Below are 15,456 nucleotides of genomic sequence, written 5' to 3'. Positions count from 1 at the left end.
TACGTCTTGGGCGCACTCACCTTTTGCGGAGGCTTGCCGCTGATGGTGTATCACCAGCGTGAAGATACGAGCGTAGGCGACGGCTTCCCCAGTTTCCCTACGTCACCGACGCGGGTACCAAGTGATTGCCTGCCGAAGAGAGGAAGCGTGTAGGGAGTTCGGTGGCCGGCCACCGTCCCGCGCACATCTCGGTGGCGCGTACGAAACTTTACAAGCCTCAGGGAATATCGGTACAGCGGTTATCGGCGATTATGAACAAGGTTGGCAAGCGCAGTGACCGGTTGCCGCACTGGGCTTCCGATCACTGCGCTAGGCGACCTAGCTCAACATCACGGACCACCGCCGAGGTCAGGGTCAAAGGGGCAATGAGTCAGCTTGAAACCTTGAGCGCTTCGGTCCGTCAGCCCGTATGGGGCGGTCCGGCACAGTCCGGGACCTCACACGCCCACCGACGTACCGGCGGCTCATCGGCCCGGCCCAGTGCCACGACCTCGGCCCTCGGCTGCTCGCCGCTCATCACCAACGGGCCCGCGGATTCCTCGACCGTGCGGTGCTTGGCCCTGCCTCGGCTCACGGCGCGCCCTCTGCCAACTGGCGCTCCAGTTCCCTACGCAGCTGATCCATCCGAGTCCGGCGCCCCTCGTCCGAGAGAGACCACGTCCGCGCCTTGGCCCCGGCCCTCGCCCGCTTCGGCAGTCGATGTTTCCCCCACGGCCCGGCGTTCGATCTCCGCCGCGACCTGGATGTAGCCCAGCAGCTCTGACGGCGACAGCTCTCGCGGGACGAGCGTCTGAAGCCGCGCGACCGCCTTGCCCTGTACGGCCTGCGCGGGTGCTGCTGCATGCCTGCCGAGGTGCGGCCCTTCTCCACGACAACTGCGCCGACCACCCTACGTGCCCGCCGGGCGCGCTGCTGACCGCATACCGCTGATGTGCCGTCATCCCCCCGGCGTCCCGACAAATGATTTCAACATTTTGCAGAAGTAGCGAGAGGAAGTGAGTCGCCTTGGTCGACTTCGATCGGGTTGCGACGTTCTACGACAGGTATCGACCGTCATTCAACGCGCTGCGGACGGAAGCACTCTCACAGCACTCGCTGGACAACGGTGGCGGACGCACCGCCGTGGATCTGGGCACGGGTACGGGGGCCATGGCCTTCGTGCTCGCCGAGCACGGATACCGGGTGACCGGTCTCGACCACTCGCCGCAGATGCTGGAACAGGCGCGGAAGGCCGCACGCCGACAGCGGGCAGACATCGACTTCCGGCTCGGTTCTGCAGCCAACACCGGCCTGGCCCGCGCATCGGCTGACGTCGTCACCGCCTCGCAGAGTTGGCACCTCTTCGACGGGCGGCGAGCGTTCATCGAGTGCCGCCGCATCCTCAAGCCCGGCGGGGCCCTTCTGGTGACCACATACGACTGGCTCCCGCTGCCCGGCTCCGCCGCGCACATCACCGAGGGGCTGATCCGCGAGATGAACCCCCGGTGGAGGGACCACGGAGGGACGGGCTGCCATGACCGCCTGGCACCCGTGGCGGCCGGGTTCGGCTTCACCTTGATCCGCACGCGCGAACGCCGGTTCGAGCAGCGCTACACGCTGGACAACTGGATAGGCCGTATCCGGACCAGCTCCAGTGGCGGAGCGGGCCTCAGCACCGCCGAAAGGAGCGCACTCGAAGGCCGGATGCGCCACGAGCTTGCGCCCCGATTCCCGGATGACCACGTGGTCGTGACACACGTCGCCTGGTCACTGTCTGCCCGCAAGACCAACGCCTCGCGGCCAGCGCCGGATTACTCGATGTCGGGAACGGCAGGCTGATGGAATCCATGCCGACGGTCCACCACGAGGTCTTCCGCGCCTACATGAGGGCCGGCACTCTGTGGCCGCAACTCCGTGGCCCGCTCAGCTGCGCAATCGTTGACGCCGTGGCGCAGACGCAGCCCGGACTCCCGCTGACCGTGCTGCTCGCTTCCCGCCTCAGCCCGAGTCAGCTCAGGGAGATGACGGACACCGTCCACCGGCTGCACCGACGCTTCGGCATACGCAAGACGGGTCCGATCGACCGCGACGGGCTACAGCAGGAATGGGTCAAATCACTCAATGCCGTTGCCTTCGTCCACCTCGGCGCGCTCGGTCTCGCGCCTGACGCGGTCTACGACGGCTACGCCGACTACCTCACTGGCGCAGGACCGGCCCTGGCTGACATCCCGCGCGGCGACACGTTCCGGCGGACAATCTCCGCCATGCGCGCCGCCCACGACACGTTCGCGTCGAACAAACAGCTGGCCCACACGTTCAAGTACACCTTCACCAGCCTCGGCCCCGCGCGGACCGCACAGGAAGCGGCACGCACCCGCATCGACTGCATGGACAAGATCCGCCACCGACTCGGAACACAACTGACCGGTCATGACCCCGCCGTCGGCCAGGCCCTCGCAATGGGCCTCGACTCCCTGTCCTACGAGCGCGCCCGCGCCGTGCTCACCGCCACCGCCGAAAGCCGAGGCCTTGCGAATGGATCACACCGGGCTCGCGGGACTTGGCACCGCGCCTCTCACCCTTAGGCCTTCGGCCACGGGCGGTACCCAGCGGTGTCGCCGGCCGCCATGGCTCCGTCCCCCTCCTCCGCCTAGCGATCCCCGGCACCAGGCTTGCTCGCTGCTTCCACCGGATCCATAACAAAGGCCCTCACCTCCATGCCCTACCTCATACCTCTGGTCGTCGCGATCGCCCTCAATACCGCCGACCGCACCCTCACGCGCGCGAGCCTCCAGCGGCACAGCGATCGGGCGGACGAGTTCCTGCTCGTCTACCAACTCACCAGCACTCTGATCACCGCGCCCTTCGCCGCCCTCGCCTTGCTCGGCCCCGGCCACCCCAAGAGCGCCCTCAACAGCGATGTTCTGTTCCTCATCCTCGCCGCAATCACCTGCTGGAGCGTCTACTCGGTCAGCGCTTTCCGCAGTTCCGCGCTCCTTGAGCTGTCCGTCGCTGCGACGATCAGCCGGCTCCGGCTCGTCCTCGCGGCCCTTTTCGGGATCGTCTTCTTCGGCGAGACGATCAGTCCGGCGCACGGCATCGGACTGGCCGTCCTTCTCGCCGCCTACATACCGCTCACACAGCTGCCTCGTGAACAGCTCAATCGCAAGGGACTGGCCTACGCAGCGGCTTCGACAGTCGCCATCACACTGGCCCTCATCACCGACAAGGCGCTGACCGCCTGGTTCGACCCGGCAGTCATCCTCTTCCTCGGCTTCGCAGGCACTACGCTGACCAGCTTCTCCCTCAACAAGGGCATCAGCATCACAGCCCTCCGGCCCGTCCTGCTCCCGGCTGCCCTCGCCGGAACAGCCGGTACCGCCGGCTACTACGGTCTGGTCGTCGCTATGGCCGAGGGGCCTGTGGGCGTCATCCTGCCCGTCTACCAGAGTTCGGCGTTCATCCACGTCCTGATCGGCATCATCCTCCTTGGCGAGACGACCGGATGGCGACGCAAGGTCCTCTCGGCCGCAGTCTCCCTCTTGGGAGCCGCCCTCGTCCTCCACGGCTGAAGGATGCGCCGAGCCGAACCGGGGTGGGAGCGTGCCCGGGCGCTGGACGGCCACGGCCTGCCGGTTCCAGCATTGACGACCACCCGCCCGGTGTCCGCGGCCGGCGAGGACACCGGGCGGCCGGAGGCCAGCGCCTGACCCGATGCCGCACACGCCGTCTGCTCAAGGCGCTGCGGCACGAACTGGCAGCCTGTCTTCTCCGCGCGGCCCTGCTCGACCGGGGCCGGGGTATCGTCCGGGACGGCTCCGGGCCCGGGGACGGCGCAGGACCGAGGTGGCGGCGACGGCGAAGGTCGGCGGACTGGTCACTGACGCAGGTACTCGTGGCCGCTCAGAAGTCCGGCCAGTCGTCCGAGATCATGATGCGGGCGACATAGATGGCGGGGCCGTCCGAGCCCGGCTCGGTGTCGCCGACGTGGTACTCGGCGAGGCCGATGTCCCGGGCCAGCGGTGCCGAGTATCAGCCCGGCCGGCCCGGAACGGGCTGGGCCAGGGGCGGGACGGGTGTGGCGCGCAGTTCGGCCAGCAGGTTGGTCACCGCCGAGGACACGCTCGCCGACAGGGCCGGGCCCAGCAGCGGCAGGACGGCGGGCGAAAGCCGGATACGGTCCCCGTCTTCCTCCCCGCCGGGGCCGGGGAGGTCATCGCTCACCGGCGCCCGTTTCGCGGTCGGCGGCGGCCTGGCGCAGCGCGGGACCGGCCGGGTGTCCGGGGGCGGTGCCGGCCTCGATGTCTGTACGGATGTCGTCCGGCAGCGGGTCGGCGTACAGGCGGGCCCGCAGCCACCAGCGGCGCAGCACGCCCAGCAGCTCGGTCTCGTCGGCCTCGCCCATCTCCCGGTAGAACTCCATCCGGTCGGCCGGCGGCAGCGCCGCGGCCACCGCGTTCTGGGTGCGGGGCAGCGGCGGCGGGCCGCCGTCGCCGTGGTGTACCGGCTGTACGCTCATGAACTCATCCTTTCGACTGCGTCGAGTCTGCCGTCTGGCGGCCGGGGTACGCGATTGGCGACGTTACAAGCGGGAAGTTCGCATGAGCCGAGACGGGTGTTGACCGCTTCGGTGATACGCCCCGCTGGCGGTCGGGGGCTCCCCGGGAGCGCCGATTTCACGTAGCCGAATCCTCTGTCCTTCCAGGATGCCAGCAGGGATACGGGCCTGGTGGGTGCGCTGCTCATGGATGATTTGGCCCTCCCCTATACCCGTGCCGCCGCCGAACAGAAGCTCACCACGATGCGCGACGTCGCCGCGCGGCACACCACCGTCCACCTCGGTTTGCCCGACTTCCGCAGCAGTGCTGGACGTCTTGATCCCGAGCTGTGGCGGTGGTGTCCGCTTCGCGTCAGTAGCGTCTGTCGAGGGCTTCAACCAGGCTGCGGAGCTCGCGAGCCCGTCGTCGGGACATCGACAGCATCACTGCTTCGAGGTGCTCACGGGCCTGCCAGGGGTCTCCGCAGCAGGCCCATTCCGTGCAGCCGCCGCTCTCGTAGTCCCACAAGCGACGGTTCGGCTGGTGGACGAAACTGCGCCAGCGCACCATGGCCGACCCGATCGAGCCCGGCCGCAGGTACTTCTTCTGGCGCTCTATCCGTCGAACTTCAGCAAGTGCTGCCGAGGACAGACCATGGATGGTCGTGATGTCGTCTTGCATCCGACGCCGGCGCGGAAGCTCGGCACGGACGCGGCCAGGCCGTCTACGCGGCACCGGCCTTTCTGGTGATCGTCATGTCGGCCAGCTTCCCATCAACTGCCGTCGGCCGACCAGACCGGGGCCGGCTCAACGGTCCTGCGGGCGCCCTTTGGCACTTCATCAGCGGCGCACGACACGCCCTGCGAGCCGCCGCTGTGATCCTTCACAACCACTACTCGCAGGCAGGATGGCGTCGGCATACGGCCGCGCACCTGCGCCGGACAAGGGACCACCCGCGCGTGCGCGGGGACCACCTGGAATTCCCGTGGGCGACCGATGCCATTCCGGGGACCACCCCGCGTGCGCGGGGACCACCAAATACCCCAGCTCGTTCCGCTCCCGGTCCCGTTTGAGGTAGTCGCAGGCGATCAGGGACCACCCCCGCGTGCGCGAGGACCACAAGAGCGAGACTCTTGTGGCAAGCCAGGCCCGGGGACCACCCCCGCGTGCGCGGGGACCACTTCGGGCTTCAGGTCGTCGTGCAGCCCGCCTTGGGACCACCCCCGCGTGCGCGGGGACCACTGCACGCGTGTGCACGAGCACGTGTGCACGCTTGGACCACCCCCGCGTGCGCGGGGACCACCGCCGTCGCTCTTCGCGTGTCATGCCCGGTACGGGACCACTCCCGCGTGCGCGGGGACCACGCCGTGAGCGTGTCCGTCAGCACGGTCTTACCGGGACCACCCCCGCGTGCGCGGGGACCACGTCAGATCGTGTTTCTCGGCCGCCGAGCCGATGGGGCCACCCCCGCGTGCGCGGGGACCACAGGGTCATGACCTGCTTGGGTGCCAGCCGCAGGGGGCCACCCCCGCATGCGCGGGGACTACATCGACGTCCTCAGCGTCACCCTGGACGTCTGGGGACCACCCCCCGCGTGCGCGGGGACCACGCGGTCAGCGCCATGCGCAGCGCCCGCTCCACGGGACCACCCCCGCGTGCGCGGGGACCACGACAACGGCGTTGTCTCCCTCACCGTCGACTCGGGACCACCCCCGCATGCGCGGGGACCACGGTCGACGGGCTTGGGCGGCACGGCCTGGGCCGGGACCACCCCCGCGTGCGCGGGGACCACCCCCCTCATCACAAGCTGCGGCCGGACGGGCGAGGACCACCCCCGCGTGCGCGGGGACCACCCTGTCCCACCGGTCCATGGCGTACGCGAGCTGGGACCACCCCCGCGTGCGCGGGGACCACTACAACGGCGGCGCCGCCGGCGTCGGCTGGCTGGGACCACCCCCGCGTGCGCGGGGACCACATGAGGGTGATCTTGTGCTGAGCGGGTGTGCCGGGACCACCCCCGCGTGCGCGGGGACCACATCGACTTGGGTGTCCTCCTGCGTCACGACGGGGGACCACCCCCGCGTGCGCGGGGACCACGCCCGGGGCCATTCCCTGTCAAGTTCCGCCGTGGGACCACCCCCGCGTGCGCGGGGACCACGTGCACGGCCGCCAAGAAGTTCTGCGCCCGGATGGGACCACCCCCGCATACGCGGGGACCACGCAGCGTAGTGGCTGGCAGAGCCAGCTCGGTGCCGCCGACACCGACATCGACGTCGGCGCTGCTGGTGGCGGCAGCCGGTTCGGTGTGGACATCTCCACGGTAGGGCCGCTGCTGCCCCCTCTGATCAGCAGCGCGGTCACCATCGTCCGCTTCCTGCAGAAGTACGGCTTCGATCCGGACGTGGTCGCCCAGTTCAAGGTGCGCCGCCCGGGCGAGGACAAGGCGGTGAGCTGGGACGAGTTCTGCCACGGCCCCACCACCGCCGACTACGCCCGGCTGCACGCGCGGCTGACCGGCGGGCAGCCCAAGCCGAGACACCCGGTCGCCGTCTACGGCCGCATCATCGCTGTGGAGCGCAACAACAAGGATCGGCCCTACCTCCGGCTCGCTGGCGGCCGCGGTTTCACCGTACGCATCTGGTCCGAACACGACAGTCTCCTCGCCCCGCTCGCAGCCGGCGCCTTCGTTCTGGCCGTCGGCACCTGGGACGTCTGGACACCCGAGCGGGGCGGCACCCCCCAGCTGCGGATATTCGCCAAAGAACACTGGCAACTCGCCCACTGGACCTACGACGCCGCCACTGGCCAAAGCAGTCCACCGGTATGCCCGCCACCGCTCTCCCTCGCTCAGCGCACGCTGAACGAGTTCCGTACCGCGACCGCCACCCGCAAGCCCGCCCCTGGACGAACGCCCCGCCCCGCCACCAGGCCGCGTCCCAGCGGGCCCCCAAAGTCGGCCGCGCCGCCGCCAAACGCCACCTCTCCGGGCCCACCACCGACGGCACCGGAGGCCCCGGCGACAGCAGCCTCCACCGGCCCGCCGACACCGAGGCCCACGCCTGGCCCGGCCGTACCGGACACGGAATCCCCCGAGGCTGTGCCCCCGGCACGCCCGTCTGTGCCGTCGTACCCCGCCGCACCGCTACAGGCCGCTTCACCTCCGGCTGCCCCACCGACGACCACGGTGTCGACGCCTTCAGCCTCCTTCGACCCGCCAACACCGATCACCTCGTCCGGTCCGGCCGTCCCGGACACGGCAGCAGTCTCCGAGCCCGCGCTTCCGGCCCAGCCGCGGCCCTCGACACCGCCGCGACCGGCTGGCCCGCCCCGCCGCCGTACACGTCGGGGCTGGTGGCTGTTCGGCCGCCGACGCTGAACCGTGCGCGGTGCGGTCAGATGCGCCAGCAGCGCAAACGGTCCGCGACCACGGGCAGCTTGATTTCTCCCGCGCGGACCAGGTCTGCTCGGCACCCGGTTCAGTCGAAGACGGGCATCCGCACCGTCCCGCCGCCGAAGGGCTCCGCGTCCAGATACTTGCGGATCCTGCGGCACCAGGGCCGGGCACAGATCCAGTAGTCGTCCACGTATCCCTCCCCCGTCTTCTTCCGCAACCAGTCTCGTTCCTGATCATCGCGCGGAGAACGGTGGGACTCGTCCTGGCCGCACGTCGTGCAGTACAGCTTCATGGGCCTACCGTGCCCAGTACGGCACGGCAAGGTAAGGCTCGATGCGGCCACCTCGGCCTCTGCCCGACGCCCGTCAGATGCAAGCGACGCGGTCATGCTGACCGCCGCTCCCGCATAGCCAAAGCCGGTTTCCGCGGCGCCGTCACCTTTGAGGGATAGCCGGCCGCTGACCAGCCGCCATGCCGTGCTTCTCGCGGGTGCGACGGCAGCTCCGCAGTCCTCCGTCCGGTTTCTCGACCTGCCCGAGCGCAGTTCCGCACCCAGCCCGTGAGTTCCTGTTCCCCGCCTCCTCGGCCCGGCTCACCGAGGCCACACGTGCGCGCGCTGCAGCCGGAGCGGCCGCCGGCCCGGTGCCTGCCAAACCTGGACACCGTGGCCGAACTGCCCTGGCCGCCCGCAGGCCGCCACCCCGATGGCCGTGGTCGCTGACCGTCGACCGCGCCGAGCGGGACGCCCTGCGCCGCCTGGCCGCCGGCTGTGGCCACACCCACGTCGAATACCAGCTCGTATAGGAACAGTCGGCCTGCGGCTGTCAGGTCCTTCGCGCCCCGCGTCGTGAAGGACCGCTGCCGTACGGGCCTGTGGCGGGACCAGGGCAGCGCGCTGTCAGGCGGTGGTGCGGGTGCTGTCGCGCCACAGGACCGTGAGCTCCGGCGTCGGCGTCGGGCCGGGGGTGACGGTGATGGAGGCGATCTGCTCGGTGGCGAAGCCGTGGCGCACGGTGTCGGTCATGCTGTGGCGCCATTGGTGCAGGGCGTGGCGGGCGTTGACGGGCAGGGGTGGGCCATGTCGATGCCGGCGGCGAGGATCATTTCCTGGGCGAGGGCGAGTTTGCGTACCGATTCCTCGGTGAACAGCCGCGCGGTGAGGACCTGGCCGACGCGGTCGGTGGCCTGTTCGGCGGCCAGGGAGATGCAGTGGTCCGGGCACTGGTAGGCGGCGGTTTCCGCGGGCGCGGTCATCGTCTGGTGGCAGTGGCCGCACAGCAGGAGGCCGGCGAGCACCGGGTCTCCGGCCCGCCAGTTTCCTGCCGGCTGGTCGGCCGGGGCCGGTGCGGCTGCTGCCTGTGGTGGGCGGGTCGGGGACGGGGCGGAGGCCTTCTCGTCCGCCTGGAAGAAGAGGAAGCGGACGTCGGGCCGGAAGCTGGGGCGCAGGGAGATTGCCTGCCACACCAGGTAGGGGCCTTCGGGTGTGCGCCAGATCCAGTTCGTGCGGTCCAGGGCGCGGGAGGCGGGAGCGGCGTCCTGGTCGTCGTCGGGGAACTGCTCGCGCAGGGTGCGCAGGGCCGGGTGGTCCGGGTCGGCCACGGCGGCGGTGTGCAGGGCGTGCCGGGCGGCGGCGGCGAGGGCTTCGTGGTTGAGCAGCCGGCCGGGCAGGCCGGGGTCGCACAGCAGCCAGCGCAGGAAGTTGTCCCCGGGCTCCGGCAGGGGCACCGCGGTGGCGGGGACGGCGTCGCCGGCGGCCACCACGGTCCAGCCGTGGTCCAGGTGCAGCCAGACCTGGTTGCTGTTGCCGGTCAGGAACTGCTGCTCCAGCGGGTCGAGCGGGGTGCCGGGGAAGGCGAAGGTGTCCCGTTGGGGGCCCTGGATGTGCAGGGCGTCGAGCACGGCGTGGAAGGCGCGGGTGCCCGGCCAGCCGGTGCCCTCTTCCAGGAGCCGGTAGCGCTCCGCCGCGAGGCCGGCCGTGTGCGCGACCTGGTCGGCCTCCAGGCCCAGCCGGTGGCGGTAGGCGGTCAGGTGCTCGGCAACAGTCGACCCAAACATTCAGCCACTTTAACTGTTATGCCCATATTTGCTTCAGGTGGCGCCACGGCGGCCTGTGCCCCGGGCCGACACGCGGCGGTCCGGGCAACACGTGGCCGGGACGTGCCGTTTTCCCACGGGCGGTGGCCGTCGTCCCCGATGATGGGGCCGCCCACGGGGGACGGATCAAGAAGTCGACTGGGAGTACGCACATGGTGGCGGAGGCTGGCGCACGGCCCGAAGGGTGTGTGACGGGGCGGGTGTGGACGGTGCGTCTGTCCCCCTACGGCCGTCCTTCCGCCGGTGCGGTGCGGCTGTCCTGCTCGCGCCCGGCCTGCCCCGACCAGCGCTTTCCCGAGGGCGCGGCGGCCGGGCGCAAGGCCGCGGTCGCACACGTCAACACACATCTGGCCCACATCCGGGCGGGCGGCGGACCGCGCGGCCAGGCGTGGTGCGCCTGCCGCGCCGCCGACTGCGCCTGGCACACCCCCGATCCCGACGCCGGACGCCGCGGCGGGCCGCGGCCGCCGGCGCAGGCGGCGCGGTGCGGGGGCCCGGTGGTCCTGGCGGTGTACGCGGACCGGGCCGAGCGGCTGTGGCGGATCGCCGAGATGTGCGCGCGCTGCGCGGCCGCCACCCCCGGCTGCCGCGTCCTGGACACCGCCCTACCCCCGCCCGCACCGCTCCGGCCGGAACGGACCAGGCGGCGGCTGCGCCAGCCGCACATCAGGAACTTGCTGGCCAAACGGCAGGCAAGCAGGCGAGCGCGGTGTTCTCCGACCTCAGCCCCTCCCCCGTGACCGGGGCTCCGTCTTCCCCGGCCGCCACCACGCCAGCGTCGGTCCCCCGGGCCCGCGCCGCCGCACCGCGGACCAAGCGGTGGGGGAAGATCGCGCAGCGGACCGTGCCGCACGACCTTCAGCCCGAGGTCCTGCGGACCGAGCTCATCGAGCTCGGAGACGCCTTCCGCGCCTACCAGCAGCGGCCCGAGCCCGACCTCGCTTTTCTGGCCGAGCTCCACGAGCGGAAAGCCCGCGCCTTCGCGCTGTGGGCCGACGTCAACGGCGACGGCGGCCTGCGCCGCGAGGCCCAGCGCGCCGAGCAGGCCGTGCAGACCACCCGCGAGATGCACCAGAACCGCGGCGGCAGCCCGGCAGACGGCGAGCCGGTGGTGGAGCGGCTGCTGACCCGCACACAGGCCGCGCACACCCGCACCGTGCTCGACTACACCGCCGCCCACGCCCCGTCCCCGCAGGCCGAGGTGCGCCTGGCGGTGCTCATGCTCGCCCTGCGGGCCGCGCGGGACGGCACCGGCAACGTCACCGGCCAGGACCTGACCGGCTGGCTCCACGACGAGGCCGAGCCGGTGCTGCAGCAGCTGGTCGACGCCGGCTGGCTGCGCCTGCCCGGCACCATCCCCGAGGCCCTGGCCTCCCGGCCTGAAGACGCCACCGCCTTCACCGTCCCCACGCTGCTGCCCGAGCAGCCCCGCCCGTTCGCCTTCGGCAAGACCACCCGCTCCAAGATCTCCGGCTGGGCCCAGAAGGCACTGAGCGACCGCAAACTCCGCAAGAAGAAAGTGGGCGCCGCCACCCGGCTCCTGGCCCTGTACACCGCCGCCCACACCCGCCCCGACGGCCGCCTCGGACCCGCCGAGGACGACGGCCTGGACCTGGCCCAAGCCGCCCCTTTCTGCGCCCTGTCCCCCGGCCAGGTCGCCGAGCACGCCGGGCTGCTGGTTGCCGCGGACTGGCTCAGCGAGGCCGAAACCGCCGCGAACCGCCTGCACGGACGGCTTGCCGAGCGCGTCTGGCCGCTGGGCGCACTGCTCTAGAGCCGCTCACCTTCTCGTCACCGGTGAGCGGCCCCGTCAGCCGGCCCGCAGTGAGCTGGCCAACGGCGTCACCGCAGGGTCAGTGATCACTGCTGCCGAGCGGCCCTGCGCGTTCACCACCCAAGAAGTGCACACTTCCGTAAGGTGGTGTCATGACGGAGACGACCTACTCGATCGTGGAAGCCCGCGCCCGCCTGGGCGCCATCGCGCGCGAGGTCAGCGCCACCCGCGAGCCCGCCGCCATCACCGACCACGGCCAGACCATCGCCATACTGGTCAGCCCCGCCGACGCCCTGGAGCTGCAGGAGATGCGGGCGCTGGCCGCCCACCGCGCCCGCCAGGCCCGCGGCGAGAACGCCGGCGTCTCACACGACGAGGCGTACCGCCGTGTCTTCGGCGGCACCGAGGCGTGAACTACGAGGTCATCTGGGAGCCTGAGGCCCTCGCCCAGGCCGAGCGGTTCGCCAAGGACGACCCGCAGGGCGTGCGGCAGGTCTTCACCGCCGTCGACCACCTCGCTACCGATCCCCGGCCCGAGGGCGCGTTCGGCAGCACCGACGTGCTGCGCATCCACGTCGGGGCCTACCGGGTCATGTACGAGATCAGTGACCGGCAGGTCCGCGTCAGCGTCATCCACCTCGGACGCGTGCGCTGAACGCCTCGAAGGAGCAACTGCGCGGGAGCGGGATCCGCTGAGGCCGGCATCAAGGGTGATCGGAGGGAGGGGAGCCATCCCGTGGGGGCAGTGGTGTTGTGCGCGGTGTTCTGGGCGGGCGCGGCCGCGGCGGTGGTGCGGTGCGTCAAACAGTGGTGCAGTGGCGCAGACCGGGTGTGGTCGTCGAAGTGGAAGGCGTTGGCGGGGGCCTTGATCGTGACGGCCTTCCCGGTGATGGCGACGGCCCGGTTGGTGCCGCCCGACGCGCAGCCCGTCCTCGTAGATCTCGCCGGACTGCTGGTTGTGGGCTCCGCCGGCTCCGTGGCGGCTGGATGGGTGGCGGCACGCCGCAGTGACGCCCAGGCGCGGGCGGTGCGAAGCGGGCTCGGGCTGCCCGTCGAGCGAAGGCTGTGGAGCCCGTGGGTCCCGATGGCCTTGTGGAGTGCCGCCGGGATCCCCTTCACGGTCGCCGAAGTGCTCCTCACCACCCAGTACATCGAGGCGCATGCCGAGCCCGCGGCCGACGGCACCTGGGCCGAAGCAGACGCGATCGCCTGGCTCTGCGTCCTGACCATCGCCGCCTTCGTCGTCATCGGCGCGCTGCACGGCCTCGTCCAGCACCGTCGCCGCGCCCGGGAACAGCGGCGCGTACGCAACGCCGAGCAGCAGTACCTCATCACCGACCCCGCCGTCTGATGGCGTCCTCCTCCCGGCCACGACGGCGTCCTGCGGCTCACGATCACCGTCGACTTCAGCGGCCAGCCGACGTCACCCGGCACGTGCCCACCCCCGAGGAACACGTGCGCCGCGAGTAGCCGGCCGCTTCCGGCCGCACGGCAGCTGCTGATCGGCGGGTCCGGCTGAGCGCGGCCGGTACCGTTCCCACGACGACGTCGACAGCATAAGGGGGAGAGTGTGACGAAGGTTCGAGACCGCGGCGAGGTACTGGGCTACGGGGTGCCGGCCGTGCTCTTCCTGCCCGGGGTCGCCTACCTCGGGATCACTAACGGCCACCGGTTCATCGCCAACGACTTCTTCGCCTTCATGTACTGCCTGGCCAGTGTCGGCTTCGCTTACGTCCCGCTGATGGCGTGGCGCCGGGGCGGAGGCCGCTACGCCGACCCGGGGTTCGTCCGCTCCGCCTGGTTCCCGTGGCTGTTCACCACCGGGCAGGGCGTCGCCTACAGCGCCCCACGCGGCGACGCGAACGTCTTCCTGCTGATCTTCGGCTGGGGTGCCTTCATCTACGCCGGGATGGTCGCCCTGTACTTCCTCGCCCGCGCGCTCTGGGGTGACGACGACCAGGACGTGCCGCCGGCCGGCGAGGACACTGCGAAGGCGGAGCCCAGCGCCTGACCTCCGGACGACGTGCGGCGCCCCTGCTCAACAGGGACGCCGCGGCCGGGCCGGACTGCTTGGTCAGTCCGACTGGAAGAGGTCGTACTTCGCCGATGTGGTCTTCCATCGGCCGTTGGGGGAGGGAAGGCGTGTGACGGGCCGGACGTACGTGTCGTAGACGAGGAACGCGATGACCGGGGAGCCGATACGGCTGTGGGACGACGGTCCCTCCTTCGCCCGCAGCCTCCAGTTCCCGCCCGGCAGCACGCCGCGGACCTGCGGCTCGTTGTACCGCTCCACCCGCCGGAAGCCCGGCAAGTCCTTGGCGGCCACGAGGCGGCCTTCCTCCTGGTCCAGGATGAGGGCCCTGCCGTCGTCGTCCCACGACTCGACCAGCACCTCCAGTTCGTCGTCCTCACCCTCAGCGGTGTCGGTGAAGTAGGCGTAGTAGCGCGCCGGTTGAGTGTCCATTTGATGATGGTGGCCCCTGGTGAACCGGGCATGGAGGAGATCCGGTCAACCCGCCTCAGCGGGCCTTTGGGGCGGAGCTGCCTTCGGGACCACGGCCGCTGTTCCGGCTGCACGTGCTGCACGCTCCGCTCGGGCACGGCACAGGGCCGCGGCGTGGGAGATGTCGGCCTGGTGGCGGCGCTCGGTGCGCGCCTGCTCGATCGAGGCCGGCGCATCGCCGGGGGCGACGTCGGGCTCGGGGAACGCTCGGCGCGACAGCTCGCGCATCGCCTTGGTCTGCCGATCCATCGCCTTCGCGATGGCCGGGTTCACTCGGGGCGGCGGCGCGGCCTGGCGGTGCGCCTCGATCGCGTGCCGGTATCCGTCCGGCGGCGGCCGGCGCTCCACGGGGACGGCGGGCAAGGCGGGCAAGGCGACCGCGGCCGCGGTAGTGGCGGGGCCGGTCTTCATGGGCGCGGGTGCCAGGACGTGCAGGGCGCGGACGTTCGCGTCGGGTACCCGGCCGTTGGCCGCGCGATCAGCTTCGGGGCGCTCCAGCGCAGCTTCGTGCCGACGGCCGGGGCCTCGGGGACGACGTCCAGGCGGCCGGTGTCCGCGTTGAACGCCACGGCCTGCACGCGCCCGGCGAGTTCGGGCACGGACGCGGCGAGGATGGTGTCGAAGTCGGTGAGGACGGATCCGCCGGCGGCCGGGGTGACCATGCCGCGTTCGGTCATCATCATGCCGATCGCCGCACCGAGCCCGAGCGGGTCGCGGCCGTCACGGCGTATGGCGGTGCCGGTGCGCCGCTTCGGCTTCTTCGTCTGGGTGGCGCCATTCTTCTTCGCCGCTTCCCGGGCCGCGACGAGGGCCTGGCGGGCGAGGTCGACGCCGCTCAGCTCGCCGGTCATTCGGTCACCGCCCCGCCGGCGTCGCCGTCCAGCGGGCGCGTGGCGAGGCCGGGCAGCCGATCCGTCCACGGCGCGGGCCTCTCGGGCCGGGCGGCGGACTGCTCGTGCAGCTGCTCCAGCCGCGCCGCCAGCAGGTACTCAGCCGTGCGCTCCTGACCCATGTCGGCGGCCAGCCGCCGATGACCTGCCCCCACCCCTCACCCCCGCCGCCCGCCTCCTCGGAGTGTCGGCCCGCCAGGGGGAAGCAGGGAGAGGCATAGACAGTCCCAGGAAACGGACATGTCATAGCGCGGCGGGCCGCCCCCGGAACTGAGAGGGGACGG

General features: G+C 71.3%; 21 protein-coding genes. 11 read left to right on the top strand and 10 right to left on the bottom strand.

The window, feature by feature from the left end; translation table 11 throughout:
• Positions 1-1,005 precede the first annotated feature (1,005 nt).
• The 3 genes from ACEXOX_RS45445 (at position 1,006) to ACEXOX_RS45435 (ending at position 3,551) form a co-directional block, all read left to right on the top strand.
• On the top strand, positions 1,006-1,818 hold the full coding sequence (locus ACEXOX_RS45445; protein ID WP_406526997.1) for a class I SAM-dependent methyltransferase: 813 nt from the start codon (positions 1,006-1,008) through the stop codon (positions 1,816-1,818).
• Between the two features lie 107 nt (positions 1,819-1,925).
• Positions 1,926-2,564 (top strand): hypothetical protein, encoded by a 639-nt coding sequence (locus ACEXOX_RS45440; RefSeq protein ID WP_406526996.1) that lies wholly within the window; start codon positions 1,926-1,928, stop codon positions 2,562-2,564.
• A 132-nt stretch (positions 2,565-2,696) separates the two neighbouring features.
• Entirely contained in the window at positions 2,697-3,551 is an 855-nt protein-coding gene (locus tag ACEXOX_RS45435) for an EamA family transporter (RefSeq protein WP_406526995.1), read from the top strand.
• Between the two features lie 460 nt (positions 3,552-4,011).
• Here the strand turns inward: ACEXOX_RS45435 and ACEXOX_RS45430 are convergent, their stop codons facing one another.
• The 3 genes from ACEXOX_RS45430 to ACEXOX_RS45420 form a co-directional block, all read right to left on the bottom strand.
• A complete protein-coding gene (locus ACEXOX_RS45430; protein ID WP_406526994.1) occupies positions 4,012-4,203 on the bottom strand; it encodes a hypothetical protein in 192 nt (63 codons plus the stop codon).
• The gene (locus ACEXOX_RS45425; RefSeq protein ID WP_406526993.1) at positions 4,193-4,498 is read right to left on the bottom strand and encodes a hypothetical protein; all 306 of its coding nucleotides are present in this window, start codon (positions 4,496-4,498) and stop codon (positions 4,193-4,195) included. The genes ACEXOX_RS45430 and ACEXOX_RS45425 overlap by 11 nt, the downstream gene beginning before the upstream one ends.
• A gap of 391 nt (positions 4,499-4,889) precedes the next feature.
• Positions 4,890-5,198, bottom strand: coding sequence for a hypothetical protein (locus tag ACEXOX_RS45420; RefSeq protein ID WP_406526992.1), 309 nt, complete (start codon positions 5,196-5,198; stop codon positions 4,890-4,892).
• Positions 5,199-6,660: 1,462 nt separating this feature from the next.
• Between ACEXOX_RS45420 and ACEXOX_RS45415 the strand changes: the two genes are divergently transcribed.
• Complete coding sequence (locus tag ACEXOX_RS45415; protein WP_406526991.1) at positions 6,661-7,893, top strand: hypothetical protein; 1,233 nt, start codon at positions 6,661-6,663, stop codon at positions 7,891-7,893.
• Between the two features lie 100 nt (positions 7,894-7,993).
• Here ACEXOX_RS45415 and ACEXOX_RS45410 read toward each other — a convergent pair whose 3' ends face one another.
• On the bottom strand, positions 7,994-8,203 hold the full coding sequence (locus ACEXOX_RS45410; RefSeq protein ID WP_406526990.1) for a hypothetical protein: 210 nt from the start codon (positions 8,201-8,203) through the stop codon (positions 7,994-7,996).
• A gap of 350 nt (positions 8,204-8,553) precedes the next feature.
• On the opposite strand from ACEXOX_RS45410, the gene ACEXOX_RS45405 reads away from it, so the two are divergent.
• The gene (locus ACEXOX_RS45405) at positions 8,554-8,715 is read left to right on the top strand and encodes a hypothetical protein (RefSeq protein WP_406526989.1); all 162 of its coding nucleotides are present in this window, start codon (positions 8,554-8,556) and stop codon (positions 8,713-8,715) included.
• A gap of 94 nt (positions 8,716-8,809) precedes the next feature.
• Here ACEXOX_RS45405 and ACEXOX_RS45400 read toward each other — a convergent pair whose 3' ends face one another.
• Together ACEXOX_RS45400 and ACEXOX_RS45395 are read right to left on the bottom strand one after the other, a co-directional pair.
• A complete protein-coding gene (locus ACEXOX_RS45400) occupies positions 8,810-8,935 on the bottom strand; it encodes a hypothetical protein (protein ID WP_406526988.1) in 126 nt (41 codons plus the stop codon).
• Positions 8,932-9,966, bottom strand: coding sequence for a hypothetical protein (locus ACEXOX_RS45395; RefSeq protein ID WP_406526987.1), 1,035 nt, complete (start codon positions 9,964-9,966; stop codon positions 8,932-8,934). Before ACEXOX_RS45395 ends, ACEXOX_RS45400 begins: the two co-directional genes overlap by 4 nt.
• 248 nt (positions 9,967-10,214) lie before the next feature.
• Between ACEXOX_RS45395 and ACEXOX_RS45390 the strand changes: the two genes are divergently transcribed.
• The 6 genes from ACEXOX_RS45390 to ACEXOX_RS45365 all read left to right on the top strand — a co-directional run bounded on the left by ACEXOX_RS45390 (position 10,215) and on the right by ACEXOX_RS45365 (position 13,790).
• On the top strand, positions 10,215-10,745 hold the full coding sequence (locus tag ACEXOX_RS45390; RefSeq protein ID WP_406526986.1) for a hypothetical protein: 531 nt from the start codon (positions 10,215-10,217) through the stop codon (positions 10,743-10,745).
• Positions 10,715-11,779, top strand: coding sequence for a hypothetical protein (locus tag ACEXOX_RS45385; RefSeq protein ID WP_406526985.1), 1,065 nt, complete (start codon positions 10,715-10,717; stop codon positions 11,777-11,779). The genes ACEXOX_RS45390 and ACEXOX_RS45385 overlap by 31 nt, the downstream gene beginning before the upstream one ends.
• Positions 11,780-11,931: 152 nt before the next feature.
• Positions 11,932-12,192: a type II toxin-antitoxin system Phd/YefM family antitoxin gene (locus ACEXOX_RS45380; protein ID WP_406526984.1), complete on the top strand. Its 261-nt coding sequence runs from the start codon at positions 11,932-11,934 to the stop codon at positions 12,190-12,192.
• Positions 12,189-12,434 carry a type II toxin-antitoxin system RelE/ParE family toxin gene (locus ACEXOX_RS45375; RefSeq protein WP_406526983.1) on the top strand — a complete coding sequence of 82 codons (246 nt, stop codon included), beginning with the start codon at positions 12,189-12,191 and terminating at the stop codon, positions 12,432-12,434. The genes ACEXOX_RS45380 and ACEXOX_RS45375 overlap by 4 nt, the downstream gene beginning before the upstream one ends.
• 81 nt (positions 12,435-12,515) lie before the next feature.
• Complete coding sequence (locus ACEXOX_RS45370) at positions 12,516-13,130, top strand: hypothetical protein (RefSeq protein ID WP_406526982.1); 615 nt, start codon at positions 12,516-12,518, stop codon at positions 13,128-13,130.
• Between the two features lie 219 nt (positions 13,131-13,349).
• Positions 13,350-13,790 carry a hypothetical protein gene (locus ACEXOX_RS45365; RefSeq protein ID WP_406526981.1) on the top strand — a complete coding sequence of 147 codons (441 nt, stop codon included), beginning with the start codon at positions 13,350-13,352 and terminating at the stop codon, positions 13,788-13,790.
• Positions 13,791-13,853: 63 nt separating this feature from the next.
• Here ACEXOX_RS45365 and ACEXOX_RS45360 read toward each other — a convergent pair whose 3' ends face one another.
• From ACEXOX_RS45360 to ACEXOX_RS45345, 4 genes are read right to left on the bottom strand one after another with little or no spacing between them, the layout of a single operon-like run.
• Positions 13,854-14,243, bottom strand: a complete 390-nt coding sequence (locus ACEXOX_RS45360; RefSeq protein ID WP_406526980.1) for a hypothetical protein — start codon at positions 14,241-14,243, stop codon at positions 13,854-13,856.
• A 45-nt stretch (positions 14,244-14,288) separates the two neighbouring features.
• Positions 14,289-14,693, bottom strand: a complete 405-nt coding sequence (locus ACEXOX_RS45355; RefSeq protein WP_406526979.1) for a hypothetical protein — start codon at positions 14,691-14,693, stop codon at positions 14,289-14,291.
• Entirely contained in the window at positions 14,690-15,133 is a 444-nt protein-coding gene (locus ACEXOX_RS45350; protein WP_406526978.1) for a DUF721 domain-containing protein, read from the bottom strand. Before ACEXOX_RS45350 ends, ACEXOX_RS45355 begins: the two co-directional genes overlap by 4 nt.
• The gene (locus tag ACEXOX_RS45345) at positions 15,130-15,327 is read right to left on the bottom strand and encodes a hypothetical protein (RefSeq protein WP_406526977.1); all 198 of its coding nucleotides are present in this window, start codon (positions 15,325-15,327) and stop codon (positions 15,130-15,132) included. The genes ACEXOX_RS45350 and ACEXOX_RS45345 overlap by 4 nt, the downstream gene beginning before the upstream one ends.
• Positions 15,328-15,456 lie beyond the last annotated feature (129 nt).

Origin of the sequence: Streptomyces sp. Ac-502, from assembly GCF_045222935.1 — a bacterium.
Lineage (GTDB): Bacteria > Actinomycetota > Actinomycetes > Streptomycetales > Streptomycetaceae > Streptomyces > Streptomyces monomycini.
Note: the sequence above shows the minus strand (reverse complement) of the source record. Positions and strands in the feature narration are given on the sequence as shown.

Excerpts from the sequence above, each read along its gene's own strand:
- ACEXOX_RS45355 (WP_406526979.1), bottom strand. The coding sequence starts at position 14,693 with ATGAAGACCGGCCCCGCCACTACCGCGGCCGCGGTCGCCTTGCCCGCC.
- ACEXOX_RS45380 (WP_406526984.1), top strand. The coding sequence starts at position 11,932 with ATGACGGAGACGACCTACTCGATCGTGGAAGCCCGCGCCCGCCTGGGC.
- ACEXOX_RS45360 (WP_406526980.1), bottom strand. The coding sequence starts at position 14,243 with ATGGACACTCAACCGGCGCGCTACTACGCCTACTTCACCGACACCGCT.
- ACEXOX_RS45400 (WP_406526988.1), bottom strand. The coding sequence starts at position 8,935 with ATGACCGACACCGTGCGCCACGGCTTCGCCACCGAGCAGATCGCCTCC.
- ACEXOX_RS45425 (WP_406526993.1), bottom strand. The coding sequence starts at position 4,498 with ATGAGCGTACAGCCGGTACACCACGGCGACGGCGGCCCGCCGCCGCTG.
- ACEXOX_RS45435 (WP_406526995.1), top strand. The coding sequence starts at position 2,697 with ATGCCCTACCTCATACCTCTGGTCGTCGCGATCGCCCTCAATACCGCC.
- ACEXOX_RS45350 (WP_406526978.1), bottom strand. The coding sequence starts at position 15,133 with ATGACCGGCGAGCTGAGCGGCGTCGACCTCGCCCGCCAGGCCCTCGTC.
- ACEXOX_RS45410 (WP_406526990.1), bottom strand. The coding sequence starts at position 8,203 with ATGAAGCTGTACTGCACGACGTGCGGCCAGGACGAGTCCCACCGTTCT.
- ACEXOX_RS45395 (WP_406526987.1), bottom strand. The coding sequence starts at position 9,966 with ATGTTTGGGTCGACTGTTGCCGAGCACCTGACCGCCTACCGCCACCGG.
- ACEXOX_RS45420 (WP_406526992.1), bottom strand. The coding sequence starts at position 5,198 with ATGCAAGACGACATCACGACCATCCATGGTCTGTCCTCGGCAGCACTT.